The sequence below is a fragment of the Miniphocaeibacter halophilus genome, assembly GCF_016458825.1.
Lineage (GTDB): Bacteria > Bacillota > Clostridia > Tissierellales > Peptoniphilaceae > Miniphocaeibacter > Miniphocaeibacter halophilus.
Map to the genome: position 1 here is coordinate 1,994,864 of NZ_CP066744.1, position 16,404 is coordinate 2,011,267.

The 16,404-nt window shown below is 28.3% G+C and carries 12 protein-coding genes; all 12 read left to right on the plus strand.

The genetic code is table 11. The features are described 5' to 3' along the window. Positions 1-1,008, plus strand: coding sequence for a 4-hydroxy-2-oxovalerate aldolase (dmpG, locus tag JFY71_RS09970; RefSeq protein WP_243660640.1), 1,008 nt, complete (start codon positions 1-3; stop codon positions 1,006-1,008). 88 nt (positions 1,009-1,096) lie between these two features. Continuing rightward, positions 1,097-2,317 (plus strand): peptidase U32 family protein, encoded by a 1,221-nt coding sequence (locus tag JFY71_RS09975; RefSeq protein ID WP_243660641.1) that lies wholly within the window; start codon positions 1,097-1,099, stop codon positions 2,315-2,317. Between the two features lie 116 nt (positions 2,318-2,433). Beyond that, entirely contained in the window at positions 2,434-3,060 is a 627-nt protein-coding gene (locus JFY71_RS09980; RefSeq protein ID WP_243660642.1) for a DUF3841 domain-containing protein, read from the plus strand. A 152-nt stretch (positions 3,061-3,212) separates the two neighbouring features. Next, a complete protein-coding gene (locus JFY71_RS09985) occupies positions 3,213-4,766 on the plus strand; it encodes a BCCT family transporter (RefSeq protein ID WP_243660643.1) in 1,554 nt (517 codons plus the stop codon). 9 nt (positions 4,767-4,775) lie between these two features. After that, positions 4,776-6,104, plus strand: coding sequence for a glycine/sarcosine/betaine reductase component B subunit (locus JFY71_RS09990; RefSeq protein WP_243660644.1), 1,329 nt, complete (start codon positions 4,776-4,778; stop codon positions 6,102-6,104). Positions 6,105-6,113: 9 nt separating this feature from the next. Next, on the plus strand, positions 6,114-7,412 hold the full coding sequence (gene grdH, locus JFY71_RS09995; RefSeq protein WP_243660645.1) for a betaine reductase selenoprotein B: 1,299 nt from the start codon (positions 6,114-6,116) through the stop codon (positions 7,410-7,412). A gap of 84 nt (positions 7,413-7,496) precedes the next feature. After that, positions 7,497-8,165, plus strand: coding sequence for a TetR/AcrR family transcriptional regulator (locus JFY71_RS10000; RefSeq protein ID WP_243660646.1), 669 nt, complete (start codon positions 7,497-7,499; stop codon positions 8,163-8,165). A 173-nt stretch (positions 8,166-8,338) separates the two neighbouring features. Then, a complete protein-coding gene (gene miaB, locus JFY71_RS10005; RefSeq protein WP_263457770.1) occupies positions 8,339-9,655 on the plus strand; it encodes a tRNA (N6-isopentenyl adenosine(37)-C2)-methylthiotransferase MiaB in 1,317 nt (438 codons plus the stop codon). An 8-nt stretch (positions 9,656-9,663) separates the two neighbouring features. After that, positions 9,664-12,264: a DNA mismatch repair protein MutS gene (gene mutS, locus JFY71_RS10010; RefSeq protein ID WP_243660647.1), complete on the plus strand. Its 2,601-nt coding sequence runs from the start codon at positions 9,664-9,666 to the stop codon at positions 12,262-12,264. A gap of 8 nt (positions 12,265-12,272) precedes the next feature. Further along, a complete protein-coding gene (gene mutL, locus JFY71_RS10015) occupies positions 12,273-14,174 on the plus strand; it encodes a DNA mismatch repair endonuclease MutL (protein ID WP_243660648.1) in 1,902 nt (633 codons plus the stop codon). Further along, the gene (miaA, locus tag JFY71_RS10020; protein WP_420846440.1) at positions 14,171-15,106 is read left to right on the plus strand and encodes a tRNA (adenosine(37)-N6)-dimethylallyltransferase MiaA; all 936 of its coding nucleotides are present in this window, start codon (positions 14,171-14,173) and stop codon (positions 15,104-15,106) included. The genes mutL and miaA overlap by 4 nt, the downstream gene beginning before the upstream one ends. Then, positions 15,096-16,382 (plus strand): methionine gamma-lyase family protein, encoded by a 1,287-nt coding sequence (locus JFY71_RS10025; protein WP_243660650.1) that lies wholly within the window; start codon positions 15,096-15,098, stop codon positions 16,380-16,382. Before miaA ends, JFY71_RS10025 begins: the two co-directional genes overlap by 11 nt. Positions 16,383-16,404: the final 22 nt, after the last annotated feature.

Consider the following 16,404-nt stretch of genomic DNA (forward strand, 5'->3'; position numbering starts at 1 on the left):
ATGCCTAAAGTATTTGTTACAGATACTACTTTAAGAGATGGTAGTCATAGTGTTGGACATAAATTTGATTTAGACGATATAAAGGAAATATGTAAAGGATTGGATGAAGCTAAAGTAGATATTATTGAAGTTGGACATGGAGATGGGCTAACAGGATCAACATGTAATTATGGTTTTTCCAAATATGATGACTTTGAAATGTTGGAAGCTGCATCATCAGTAATTAAAAATTCTAAACTTGCAACCTTATTATTGCCAGGTATAGGAACGGTTGAAGACTTAAAAAAAGCTAAGGAATGTGGTGTTGAAGTTGTAAGAATAGCCACTCATGTTACTGAAGCCGATATTTCCCAACAACATATTACTGAAGCTAAAAAAATGGGATTCTTTGTTGTAGGATTTTTAATGATGGCTCATAGGGCTAATGTTGATAAAGTTTTAGAAGAAGCTAAAAAAATGGAATCCTATGGTGCTGATGTAGTTTATGCAACAGATTCAGCAGGAGCAATGTTACCTAATGACGTAAGAAATAAAATTGGTACTTTAGTGAAGGAGTTAAAAATTCCTATAGGATTTCACTCTCATGACAATTTAGGTTTAGCAATAGGAAACTCTATAGCAGCTATTGAAGCGGGAGCAACATATTTAGATGGTTCTTTAGGTGGTCTAGGGGCAGGAGCAGGAAACACTCCAACTGAAATGTTAGTTGCGGTTTTGAATAGATTAAAAATAGAACATAATGTAGATATGTTTAAAACAATGGATGTTAGTTCTAAAAAATTAATACCTATAGTGAAAAAATATGGTGTAAACTTAAATAATTTAGAAGATTCTATGATGTTAGGTTATTCAGGAGTGTATTCAAGTTTCATGTTACACGCTAAAAGAGCAGCAGCTCGTTTTAACGTAGATTATAGAGATATAATTTTAGAATTAGGACGTAGAGAAGCAGTAGGTGGACAAGAGGATTGGATAGTGGAAATAGCAGAGCAATTAGAAAATAAATAATTTTAAAATAAATGATATAGAAATCTATATCATTTATTTTTTTGTAGTATAATAGTCTAAGATATACTACAAAATTAGGGGGATATTTTTGAAAAAAGTAGAATTATTAGCTCCAGCAGGAGATTTGGAAAAATTAAAAATTGCAATTATGTATGGTGCCGACGCTGTATATTTAGCAGGTGAGGCATTTGGAATGCGCACAGCTTCTAAAAATTTTGATGAAAAACAATTAAAAGAAGGTGTAGAATTTGCACATAAAAGAAACAAGAAAGTATATATTACTTTAAATATAATTCCACATAACGATGATTTGGATGGATTAGAAGAATATGTTCAATATTTAGTAGATATTGATGTTGATGCAGTAATAGTATCGGATCCAGGAATATATTCAATAGTTCGTAGTGTCAGTGAAGATTTAGAAGTACATTTGTCAACTCAAGCATCGGTTACAAATTATAAGACGGTAAAATTCTGGGAAAAGATGGGAATTAAAAGAATAGTCTTAGCTAGAGAATTATCACTGGATGAAATAAAAAGAATAAAAGAAGAAGTTCCAAATATGGATTTAGAAGTTTTTGTTCATGGTGCAATGTGCATTTCATATTCTGGACGATGTTTATTAAGTAACTATATGACAGGTAGAGATGCTAATAGAGGAGATTGTGCACAGGCTTGTAGATGGAAATATCATTTAGTAGAAGAAAAAAGGCCAGGAGAATATTATCCAATAGAAGAAACGGATAAGGGTACATTTATATACAATTCAAAGGATTTATGTATGATTGATTCTTTGGATGACTTAATATCTTCAGGAGTAGATAGTTTAAAAATAGAAGGAAGAGTTAAAACACAGTATTACGTTGCAACTGTTATAAGGAGTTATAGAATTGCAATAGATGCTTATTACAATGGAAATTACACTAAAGAACTGGCAGACTATCTTTTGAATGAGATTAAGAAATCAAGCCATAGAGATTTTACTAAGGGATTTTTTTATAATAAGCCAACAGCAGAAGATCAATTATACACTTCTAGTTCATATACTAGAAATTATGATTTTGTTGGCATAGTACTAGATTATGATGAAGAAACTAAAATAGCAACTATTGAGCAAAGAAATAGAATATTTAAGGGAGATAAATTAGAAGTTTTTGGACCAGAAAAAGATTTTTATAATTTTGAAATTGGAACAATGATAAATGATGAGGGGAAAGAAGTAGATGTAGTTCCTCGAGCAAGGGAAATTTTTAAAACTAAAATTAATTTTCCAGTAAAACCATGGTATATGTTAAGAAAAAAATTATAGGATTAAAACTAGGTTGTAAAAGTTTTATTTACAGTCTAGTTTTTTTTATTTAATTTGATATACTGTTAATAAAATAATCGTGATTACTTTTTTAATTATTAATAAGGAGAGATAATATGGAAAGAATAAAGTTAATTGAAAAAAACAATAATATTATTTTATTTACATGCCAGAACGATAAATCCCTTGAAGTATTAAAGAAAGAAAAAGTAATAGTAAATAAAAAAAGTTACATAGAAAATAGTTTTGGAGAAATTTCAAATATTTTTATTAGGGGATATGATTGGTTTGTAAAAGAAGCAGAAAAAAAAGTAGCAAGACCAGATTATGCACAATACCATATTTGGTGTAGTACAAATGCAGAAAATTGTATGAAACCCATTGAAAATGAAGTAATCTATATTATTGAAGTTCCTAAAGACAAGGTTATTTTTTTTGATTCAGTAAAATGGGATCATGTACTTAATTTAAGATATGTACCAAAGGATGACAATGATTATAATAACTATATAAATAGTTTAAGAAAAAAGGGGATTAAAAGTGAATATGATATCTTTGATGATTCAAAAGGAAATTTAAACTTACTTGAAAGACAAAAGGTAATTGACAGTTGGCCAAGGATTTTTGATATAAGTAGTACTCCTGTTCATTTTATTCAAGCTAATATTTGGGAAATAAGAGAAGAATGGATAAGAGATATTATATACTTTGAAGAAAAAATTCCAGATAAATATTTCACATAGAATTATTTAAAATATAAATATATATATAAGAATATAAATATGATGTTTTATTTTTTCTTATATGATAGAATATTAACATAAGAATAATCATGATTATTTAACAATCACAATTATTTTTGTGGTTAATTATTTAAATTTAGCAAGGAGGAAGTATGAAGAAAGAAAAATTTAGTTTCAAAAAGGAAACGATATTTATTATTTCCATGTTACTGGTCTTTGTAATTGTTCTTTGGGGATTATTACATACATCTAGTTTTGAAAGTACTGCAAACACAGTATTTAACTTTTTATCTGGTAATTTTAGTTGGCTTTATACTCTGGCTATGACATCGTTTGTAGTATATGCATTGTGGCTTGGGTTTATTAGTAAATATAAAAACATAAAATTAGGACCAGATGATTCAAAGCCAGATTATAAAACAATAACATGGTTTGGAATGTTGTTTTCAGCTGGTATGGGTATAGGGTTAGTGTTTTGGGGAATAGCAGAACCACTTAGTCATTATTTACAACCAGCGGCAGGAATTGAAACTGCATCACTGGAGTCGGCTAAATTTGCAATGGAGAAATCGTTTTTACATTGGGGATTACATCCTTGGGCAAATTATTGCATTATAGGTTTAGGATTAGCATATATGCAATTTAGAATGAAAAAACCCGCTTTAGTAAGTAGTATATTTATTCCTTTACTTGGTGAAGAAAAGACTAAAGGAGGCCTTGGGAAATTAATAGATATATTAGCTGTCTTTGCGACAGCAGGAGGAATGGCAACATCTTTAGGATTAGGTACATATCAAATAAATAGTGGTTTAAATTATCTATTTGGCATTCCTGAAAGTACTACAGTCCAGTTAATAATAGTAGTAGGAATAACTATTATATATACAGGAACAGCCGTAGCTGGAATAGATAAAGGGATAGCTGCAATTTCCAATTTAAATATGATTTTAGTGGCTATCTTATTATTGGGTTCTTTTGTATTTGGACCTACTGTTAAAATTTTAAGTATTTTCATTGAAAGTACAGGCCTATATTTACAGAGATTTTTAAGTAGTGCTTTGGAAATGGGTGCATTTAATGAAGATACCTGGTATAGCGGATGGACAATATTTTATTGGGCTTGGTGGATTTCTTGGGCACCATTTGTTGGAGTATTTATTGCTAGAATTTCAAGAGGAAGAACAATAAAAGAATTTGTGGCAGGCGTTTTATTAGTACCAGCAATATTATCTTTTTTATGGTTTGCAATATTTGGTGGTATAGATTTTTCTGTTGATATAGCAATTTTAACAGAGGCTGCTAAGAATACAACTACAGCATTTTTCATTGTAATGAATGAGATACCTTTTGGGACAATATTATCCATGGTAACTGTAGTTTTACTATTTACTTTTTTTATTACATCAGCAAACTCAGCAACTTTTGTTCTTGGTATGCTATGTGATGAAGGAAAACTAGAACCAAATAAAATGAAAATGGGAGTTTGGGGTATTTTAATATCAGCTTTAACTTTAGCACTAATGTTAGGAACTAGTAATGGATTGAATATGTTGCAAACAATTTCCATTGTAGCAGCTTTTCCATTTATATTTATAATGTTTTTTGCTATGTATGCATTAAAAAAAGCCTTGGATAAAGATCCATATACAATTGAATTAGATAGACAAAAGAAACTAGCAAAAGAAAAAGCGGCGGCTTTAAAATAGGAGGATATTATGAAAAAACTTGAAATAGGAAATTTTCATGTAAAAGATGTAGTTTTTGGAAATGAAACTTCTTATAAAGATGGTTTACTTATTATTAATAAAGAAGAAGCAATGGATTATATTTTAGAAGACGAACATATTACTTCACTGGATTTGAAAATAGCAAAACCTGGAGAAGATATTAGAATAGTACCAGTAAAAGAAGCAGTAGAACCTAGAATTAGACCAGATGGAAGAGCATTATTTCCTGGTGTTATCGGTGATTTAGCTCCTACAGGAGAAGGAATAGTACATGCATTAAAGGGAATTAGTGTACTGGGAGTAGGAAAACATTATGGAAGTTTTGGTGATGGTGTAGTTGATATGGGTGGAAAAGGTCAAAAATATACATTATTTGGACAATTAATTAATGTAGTCTTAATAGCCGATACAGACGAAGAGGAAGAAAGATTTGAACAACAGAAGAAAAATCATGCAATTAGATGGGCTGCACATAAATTAGCGGAGTATATAGGTAGGGCTGTTAAGGATTTAGAACCGGAAGATAAAGACATATATGAATTTGAAGGCGTTACTAAAAGGGATGAAAAAACAAATAATCTACCATCAGTAGTACTTGTAATGCAACCTCAATCCCAAATGGAAATGATGGGCTATAACGATTTAATATATGGATGGGATATGAACCATTATGTACCTTCCTTTATTAATCCAAATGAAATTTTAGATGGAGCTTTAATTTCTGGTAGTTTCATGCCGTCATCATCAAAATGGTCAACATATGAAATGCAAAACTTTGAGACTATAAAGGAACTTTATTCAAGACATGGTAAAGAAATAAATTTTTTAGGAGTAATTCTATCCAATTTAAATGTTTCTTTAGAACAAAAAGAAAGATCAGCTATATTTGTAGCTAATATTGCTAAATCTTTAGGAGCAGATGGAGCTATAGTTACAGAAGAAGGATATGGTAATCCAGATGTTGATTATATAAGATGTATAGTAGCTTTAGAGGATGTAGGAGTAAAAACTGTAGGAATAAGTAATGAATGTACAGGAAGAGATGGAAAATCTCAACCGTTAGTAGTATTAAATGAAAAAGCTAATGCCCTAGTATCTACAGGAAATGTTTCAGACTTAATAGAACTTCCAGCATGTGAAATAGTTTATGGAGAACTTGCAGCATTGGGAAGAGATGGTTTGTCTGGTGGTTGGGAAGGCGATGAGAAATTAGGACCTTCTGTAAGAGAGGACGGTTCCATTATACTAGAGAACAATGCAATGTTTTGTGGCGATGGAATTAGTGGTTGGTCTGTAAAAACCGTTAAAGAATTTTAGGAGGATAATATGAAAAAAGTTGTACATTATATAAATCAATTTTTTGCTGGTATTGGTGGCGAAGATAAAGCGGATATTAAGCCTGAAATACGAGAAGGTATTGTAGGACCAGGTGCTGAATTAAATAAAAAATTAAATGCCGAAGTTACCCATACTATTATATGTGGTGACAATTACTTTGGAAGTAATACAGAAAAGGCAATAGAAGATATATTAGATATGTTAGAAGAAATAGAATTTGATGCTTTTGTAGCAGGTCCGGCATTTCAAGCAGGTAGATATGGTGTAGCATGTGGTAATATTTGTAAAGCTGTTCAGGACAAATTTAATGTTCCGGTTATTACATCAATGAACATTGAAAATCCTGGAGTTGAAATGTTTAAATCTGAATTGATAATATTCAAAGGTGGAAAATCAGCAGCTTCTATGAGAAAAAACATAGCTCCAATGGCAGATTATTTAAATAGAGTCCTAGAAGGAAAAGAATTGAAATCTGCAGAGGAAGAAGGATACTTTTCAAGAGGAATTAGAAAACAAGTTTGGTTGGAAAATCCGGTTAAAGCTTCTAAACGTGGCGTAGATATGTTAATTAAGAAATTAAAAGGCGAAGAGTTTCAAACTGAATTAGTAATTGAAGCTAAGGAAGTTATTCCAATGGCAGAACCTATTAAAGATCTAAAAAAAGCCAATATAGCAGTAGTAACAAGCGGAGGAATCGTACCAGTTGATAACCCTGATAGAATTCAATCAGCATCTGCTACTAGATGGGGTAGATATGATATTTCTAATATGGATAGATTAAAAAGTGGAGAATTTAAAACTATTCATGCTGGTTTTGATCCAGAAGCTGCAGACAATGATCCTAATAGAGTGACGCCAATAGATGTTTTAAAAGAGATGGAGAAAGAAGGAATTTTTGGCAAATTACATCCTTATTTCTATTCAACAGTAGGAACAGGCACTACCCAAGCAGAAGCTTCTAGAATGGGTAAGGAGATAATAGAATATCTTAAAGAAGATTCAGTAGATGGTGTAATACTTACATCTACGTGAGGTACTTGTACACGTTGCGGTGCAACTATGGTAAAAGAAATAGAAAAAGCAGGTATACCTGTAGTACAAATGTGTAACTTGATTCCTGTGGCTCAGACAGTAGGAGTTAATAAAATAGTACCAACAATATCAATACCATATCCTTTAGGTGATCCAACAACACCTGAAGAAGTTCAACATAAATTGAGATATGACAGAGTTAAAAGAGCTTTAGATTCATTAACTATAGAAATAGAGGAACCTACAATTTTTTAACATTGTGAAATAAGCAAGACTAGTTCTTGCTTATTTTTTATGATATATTATCCTTAATATAAAGAACTATAATGGAGGAATATTTTGAATAAAGAAGAAATAATTAAAGAAAGAAACAAGAAAATTCAAAAGAAAAGAAAAATAGAATATTTTATAGATGCAGCAAGGCAAATAATCGATAATGATAGTATTCAAAATATTACAATAAGAAAAGTTGGGGAATTAGCTGGATATAATAGTGCTACAATATATAAATATTTTGATGATTTAAATCATCTTAAGTTTTTCGCGGCTATGACCTATTTAAATGATTATATTGACGAAATTCCCAATTATATTAAGGATGCAAATAATAGTAAAGAAATATATTTTAAGGTTTGGGATTGTTTTATAGATAAATCCTTTGAAATTCCCAATATTTATCAAGCTTTGTTTTTAGCTGAATTAAAAAAGGACTTGGAATTATATGTTAAACAGTTTTATAATATTTTTCCTTTAGATATAGAAAAACATCCTTCTTATATACAAGAGATGCTGCGTTCAAATTCATTAAATAAAAGATCTAAGGTTTTAATGGATAAATGTGTAGAAGATGGTTTAATAGAAAGAGAAAATGCAGTAATTGTAGATGATATAATTATAAGTTTATACGAAAATTATTTAGGAAGAGTATATAAAAAACAAATTCCAGCTGATGAAGCGAAAATAATAGTAAAAAAATATATGAGGGAAATTTTTAATAGATTTTCTTAAAAAGTAATAAAAAAATTATGACTATTTAAAAAAAGTAGAAGTAGAAATATTAGTTACTTCTATTTTTGTTTTAAACCATATAAAAACAGTATGGAATTCTTTTTCATTACTATAATCTGTGATACAATTATGTTCGTATATAGAATAATTTTAGAACTAGAGGTAATATTTTGATAGATAAAAAGTATATAATACAAACTTATGGCTGTCAGATGAATGAACATGATTCAGAAAAGATAGCTTATATTTTAGAAAAATTAGGGTATGTAAAAACAGATAAAATTGAAAATGCAGATTTTATAATTTATAATACATGCTTGGTAAGAGAAAATGCTGAACTTAAAGTTTATGGGCAATTAGGCTCATTAAAACCATTAAAAAAAGAAAAACCTGATATGATAATTGCTGTGTGTGGATGTATGATGCAAACAGGAGAAGCAAAAGAAATAATACAGGAAAAATATAAACATGTAGATATTATTTTTGGTACAAAAAATATATCAAGTTTACCTTCTTTAATAAATAGGCATTTATCGACAGGTAATACAGTAGTAGATATTGAAGATAGGGACCTAATAGATAATCAAATTGATATGATTAGAGAACATCCATTTATTGGATATGTAAATATTATGACAGGATGCAATAATTTTTGTACCTATTGTATAGTACCTTATGCTAGGGGAAGAGAAGATAGCAGAAGTCCTGAAAGTATATTAGATGAGGTAAATGATTTAGCAAAAAAGGGTTATAAGGAAATTACGCTGCTAGGTCAAAATGTAAATTCTTATGGTAAAACTTTATCAAATCCAATTTCATTTCCTGATTTACTAAGAATGATAAACAAGGTAGAGGGAATTGAAAGAATTAGATTTTTAACTAGTCATCCAAAAGATTTATCCGATGACTTAATAGATGCAATGGCTGAGTGTGATAAAGTATGTGAAAACTTACATCTACCTTTTCAAGCAGGCAGTAATAGAATTTTAAAAGAAATGAATAGAAAATATACTCAGGAAGATTATTTATTATTAGTAAAAAAACTAAAAAACAAAATTCCAAATATTACTTTGTCTACTGATATTATAGTTGGATTTCCAGGAGAGACAGAAGAGGATTTTGAAGAAACATTAAAAGTTGTTAGAGAAGTTGAGTATGACCAAGGCTTTACATTTATATATAGTAAAAGAGAAGGTACAAAGGCTGCAACTATGAATAATCAAGTAGAAAGAAATATTTCGCAGAAGAGATTTGAAAGGCTACTTGATTTAATGTATGGAATATTTTATAAAAATAATGAAAAAGAACTAGGAAAAACATTAGAAGTTTTAGTAGAAGGACCAAGTAAAAATAATGACGAAGTATTAACTGGGAGAACCAGAGGATATAAACTGGTTCATTTTAAAGGTGATAAAAGTTTAATAGGGAAGCTAGTGAATGTAAAAATTACAGGACATAATTCTTTTTCCTTAAATGGAGATTTAATATAGGTGATAAAATGAATAATTATACTCCAATGATTAAGCAGTATTTAGAAATAAAAGAAAAAAATAGAGATAGTATTTTATTTTTTAGATTAGGGGATTTTTACGAAATGTTTTTTGAAGACGCCATAATTGCTTCTAAAGAGTTAGAAATTGTGCTAACTCAAAGAGATTGTGGTGGTGGAGAAAAGTGTCCTATGTGTGGTGTTCCTTACCATGTTTCAGATGTATATATTTCTAAATTAGTTGCAAAAGGGTATAAGGTTGCTATTTGTGAACAATTGGAAGATCCTAGGAAAGCTAAGGGATTAGTAAAAAGAGATATTATAAGAATTGTTACACCTGGAACAATAATAGATGACAGTGTGTCCGAAAAAGGTGATAACAATTATTTAATGTCAATATATATAGATGAAAAAAATATTGGTATTTCATATTGCGATGTTTTAGAAGGCATTATTAATTTTACTAAATTAAGATTTTCAAATATAAATGATGTTAGAAAGAACATAGAAAATGAAATCAGTAGAATAAATCCTTCAGAAATTGTAATCAATGAAAATAAAATAATTCATAATGAAATAATTGAAAATTTATCAGCTAGTAACAATTTATTATTTACAATTGTTGACAAACTATCAATAGAGGATTCAATAGCGATTATACAAAAAAAACTTAATATAGATGTAGAAAAAACTGACTATAAGGAAAAGTCCTATATTGGAGCTATAGCTAGTATATTAAATTATATATATATTTATCAAGAGGAAAGATTACAACATCTTAATAATATTAATTTTTATGAAGTAGATAAATTTTTAAATATTGATTCACATACAATTGTAAATTTAGAAATCCAGAAGAATTTATTTACTGGAAATAAAAAAGGATCTTTATTTGATGTTTTAAATAAAACGAATACTTCCATGGGGTCAAGATTATTGCATAATTTTCTAGAAATGCCATTAATGGAAAAAAACAAAATTTTAGAACGTCAATTAATAGTTGAGAAAATATTTGAAAATAAAAAGTTACAGGAATTATTAACTAGTTCATTAAAAGATATTTATGATCTTGATAGAATTATTGGGAAATTATCCTATGGAAGAGCTAATGGCAGAGATTTAATAGCTTTGAAATTATCGATTGAAAAAATTCCTACTATTATAAAAGATTTAAAAGATGCAAATGATACTATTTTAGTAAAACTAGCTAAAGATATAGATAGTTTAGAAGACATTTATAAGTTGATTAATGAATCTATTGTTGATGAACCACCACTTACAATAACAGAAGGAAATCTTATAAAAATTGGTTTTAATAGCGAATTGGATAATATTAGAAATAATAAGGTCATAGGTAAACAAAAACTAATTGAATATGAAAAAAATGAAAAAGAAAAAAATAGTATTAAAAATTTAAAAATAGTATTTAATAAAAAATTAGGATATTTTATAGATGTAACTAAGGGAAATTTAAAAAATGTTCCAGATTATTATATTAGAAAACAAACTTTAACTAATTCAGAAAGGTTTACTACGGAAGAATTAGAAAATATTCAAAACTTAATCTTAAGTTCCGAAAACGAAATATTTGATAAAGAATATGAAATATTTAATAATATTAGAGATATAATTTTACAAAATGTAGAAAGGGTTAAAGATACTTCAAATATACTATCTTATTTAGATGTATTTAACTCATTAGCAAAGGTTGCTTACTCTAATGACTATGTAAAACCAACAATTAATAACATTGGAATTATCGATATAGTAGGGGGTAGACATCCTGTTGTTGAGCAAAGTATAGGTAGAAGTAATTTTATATCAAATAATGTTAATATAGGAAGTGGATTTAACAATATACAAATAATTACCGGACCAAATATGAGTGGAAAATCCACATATTTAAGGCAAGTAGCGATATTGGTAATTATGGCACAAATTGGCTCATTTGTACCGGCAAATTCGGCAAATATTTCCATAGTAGACAAGATTTTTACCAGAATAGGAGCTTCGGATAATCTATATAAAGGCGAAAGTACATTTATGGTAGAAATGAATGAGGTTAGTAATATAATAACAAATGCAACAAAAGATAGTTTGTTAATATTAGATGAAGTAGGTAGGGGGACAAGTACTTTTGATGGTTTAAGTATTGCTTGGGCAATTATAGAGCATATAAGTACTAAGATAAAGGCAAAAACATTATTTGCGACACATTATCATGAATTAACAGAGCTTGAGAATAAGTTAGACAACGTTATAAACTTACAGGTACAAATTGAAGAATATAAAAATGAAATTATATTTTTAAGAAAGATAATTAAAGGAAAAACAGATAAAAGCTATGGAATAGAAGTAGCAAGATTAGCTGGACTTCCTAAAAGTTTAACAGATCGAGCAAAAACTATTTTAAAAAACATAGAATCAAAGAATGAAGATTCGAATCTAAATATATTTGAAAATATAATAGAAGAAGCGCAAATGGATATAGAAGATGTTAAAAGAGATGAGTTTATAGAGTCATTGACAAAAGTTGATATTAATTCTTTATCTCCAATTGAAGCGTTGACATTATTAGATGAATTTATAGAAAAAGCGAAAGATTTATAGGTGTTAATATGATTCAGGTTTTATCTAATGATACTATTCAAAAAATTGCTGCTGGTGAAGTAATTGAAAAACCTAGTTCTATAGTAAAAGAATTAGTTGAAAATTCTATAGATGCAGGGGCTACTAATATTGTAGTAGAAATAAAAAATGGCGGCTTAGATTATATAGAAGTGCTGGATAATGGAAAGGGTATTGCGAAAGACGAAATAGAAATCGCATTTAAAAGGCATGCAACTTCAAAATTAAATGATTTTAATGATCTATATAATTTACAATCCTTAGGTTTTAGGGGAGAAGCATTAGCAAGTATTGTTTCAGTTAGTAAAGTTATTATTTCCACTAGGACTAATGACGAAAAATTGGGACATAAAGTATATTTTGAAGATGGTAAAAAAATAGAAGAAAGACCAATTGCAAAGAATATAGGAACAAGTATTATTGTAAAAGATTTATTTTACAATGTACCAGTTAGGAAAAGATTCTTAAAGAGCAAGACTACAGAAGCTAATAGCATAACAAATTTAATGTATAAATTAGCTATAGGAAATTATGGCATTGGAATAACATATATTAAAGACGATAAATTAATTTTTGAAACAAAAGAAAAGGAAAATTTAAATTCAGTATTAACTGAGTTATTTGGAGTTAATATAGTTGATAATTTGTTAGAATTTACTCTAAGTGGTAGAGAATACAAGATTAACGGTTATATATCCAATAATAAATACTATAGAGCCAATAGATCTTTACAATATATATATATAAATGGTAGATATATAGAGAGTAAAGAAATACGAGATTCAATAGAAACTGCTTATAAAGCAGTAATTCCAAATGGTAGATATCCTGTTTTCCAGATTTTTTTAAGTATTAATCCAAAACATATCGATGTAAATATCCATCCGAATAAAGAAAAGGTTCAAATAACAATATTAGAAGAAATATTAAATAGTATACAATTAAAAACTAAAGAGATATTAAATCAAGAATTTTCCTTACCAGAAATAAAATCTAAAGATGATATAAAGGAAAATATTCTTTTTCAAGAAGATAATAGTATTAAGGACCTATTGGAGAAGTTTGAAAACAATAAAGCTACAAATAGTATTTCTAATACTAATACAGATAAGATTGAAAAGATTGAGCATGATAATACAGGAAAAATTAATTTAGATAATAATACTACTTCTGAAGAAGATTTTAATAATTTTGTATTTGAATCTAATGAATACTATAGTGTCAATACAAATACCCAAGAAGATTTAGAAATAAAAGAGGATTATAATATTGAAATAGAAGAAGTTAATTTTATTAAAGAGAATGATTTTAATGAATATATATATATAGGTACTATATTTAAAACGTATCTTTTATATGAAGATCGAGTTAACAATAGAATTTTCATAGTAGATCAACATGCAGCCCATGAAAGAGTATTATATGAGGAGTTTTTGAAAGAATTTGAAGAAGATGAAGTTATAATACAAGAACTTATCGTTCCAATTACTATCGATTTGAAACAAGACGAATATGATTTATACTTAGAGAACAAAGATATTTTCGGTAAAATAGGATATAATGTTGACCTGTTTGGTGGTCGTACTATAATCATAAGATCAGTTCCAAATATACTAGGAAACGCTAAAAATGAACAATTGTTTTTGGACTTACTAGACTCTATATCTAATTCAGATAAAAAGGATGGATTAGATTCTATTTATAAGAAAATTATTAAAAATTCTTGTAAAAACGCTGTTAAAGCAGGGGATTCATTAAGCGAAATGGAAATAAGGGAATTATTGAACAAATTAATGAATTGTAAAGAACCTTATACATGTCCACATGGACGACCTACCTTAATTGAAATGTCAAAATATGAATTAGAAAAAGAATTTATGAGAGTGAAATAATGAAAAAAGTTGTTATAATTGTTGGACCAACAGCTAGTGGAAAGACAGAATTATCATTAAAACTTGCATACAAGCTAAACTCTGAAATTATATCGGCGGATTCTATGCAAATATATAAATATATGGATATAGGGACAGCTAAAGTAGATAAAGATGATAGAAAAAAAATAAAACATTTTATGATAGATATTATAGAACCTAATGTTGAATTTTCAGTAGCTGATTATCAAAGATTAGCAAAAATGCACCTAGAAAAAATTTTAAATGATAATAAAATTCCAATTGTAGTTGGAGGTACAGGACTATATATAAACTCTATAGTATATGATTTGGATTTCTCAAATGCTAAACCAAATACAGAAATTAGAGATTTATTATGGAAAGACTATGAAGAAAAAGGCAAAGATTATATTCTTAATTTGTTAAAATCAGTTGATGAAGAATCCTATAATAGTATAGATCATAACAATATTAAAAGAATTATACGAGCTATAGAGGTATATAAAGTCACAGGAACTAAATTTTCTAATCAAAATAAAAATTTTAGAAAAGAAAATAAAGATTATGAATTTTTCATATATGGACTAAATGACAATAGAGAAAAATTATATGAAAGAATTAATAATCGAGTTGATAAAATGATAGATTTAGGTTTATTTGAAGAAGTCAGGACTTTAATGGATAAATATGATAAAAATATTCAAGCTTTTAAAGGCATAGGTTATAAAGAAATAATTGATTATTATAATAACAAGTATGATAAAGAGGCTGCAATATATAAATTAAAACAAAATTCTAGAAAATATGCCAAGCGACAATTAACATGGTTTAGAAGAGATGAAAGGATTAAATGGTTTAATTTAATTAATTATAACTATGACATTAGTCAAATAACGGAAATAATATATAAGGAAGTAGTAAATGGCAAATAAAGGTTGTTATTTAATTGATAATAATATTAATAATAAGGTCTATGATTTTGTTATTGATATTGAAGAAAGTTTAAAAAATAGATTTGATGAGTTAAATTCTATAGAAGAATATAATATTATAAAAATAATTCAAGCTATGCAGGATTCACGTTTATCTGCTACAGATTTTGCTTGGTCTACAGGATATGGATATGGTGATATTGGAAGAGAAAAGGTTGAGGAAATATATTCCAAAGTATTTAAAACTGAAGATGCACTAGTAAGACCAAGTATTTCTTCTGGAACCCATGCTCTTGCCTTAACTTTACAAGGCTTATTATTACCAGGTGATACATTATTATCAATTACAGGAGACCCATATGATACCTTAAGACAGGTTATTGGTATTGAAGGTGAAGAAAAAGGAACATTATTAGAATATGGAATAAATTATAAAAAGATTGAATTAAGTAAAGATGGTAAAATCCAAAAAGATTTAGTCCTCAATTCATTAGATGACAATATAAAAATTATTACAATACAGAGATCAACAGGATATAGTCTTAGAAATGCTATATCTATAGAAAGTATAAGAAATATAACTAAAGTAATAAAAGAAAAAAACAATAATATTATTATAATGGTGGACAATTGTTATGGTGAATTTACTCAGATTTTAGAGCCTACAGAAGTTGGTGCTGATTTAGCCGTAGGGTCCTTAATAAAAAATCCTGGTGGAGGAATAGCGCTATCGGGAGGTTATGTAGTAGGGCCTACAAAACATATTGAAAGAATTTCAAATAGATTAACAGCGCCAGGCTTAGGAAAAGAAACCGGGCTTACATTTGGAACAACAAGAACAACATTACAAGGACTTTATTTTGCTCCTAAAGTAACTATGGAAGCCTTAAAGGGAGCCTTGCTTTTTGCTAGAGTTTTTGAAAAATTAGGATTTAAAACTTTTCCAAATTCAAATTCTACTAGATATGATATTATTGAAGCTATAGTTTTTGAAAGAGAAGAATTAGTAATAGATTTTTGCAGAACTATTCAAGAGGCCTCTGTAGTAGATGCATTTGTAACTCCTTATCCTTGGGAAATGCCAGGTTATACAGATAAGGTAATAATGGCATCTGGAAGTTTTATTGATGGCTCATCTATAGAGTTAAGTGCAGACGGTCCATTAAGAGAACCATATATTGCTTATTTTCAAGGCGGTTTAAATTATTATCAGTGTAAATATGCAGTCATGCTGGTATTGAATAAATTTCTTAATAAAGGATATATAAAATTATAAAAAATGACTAATTAATTAGTCA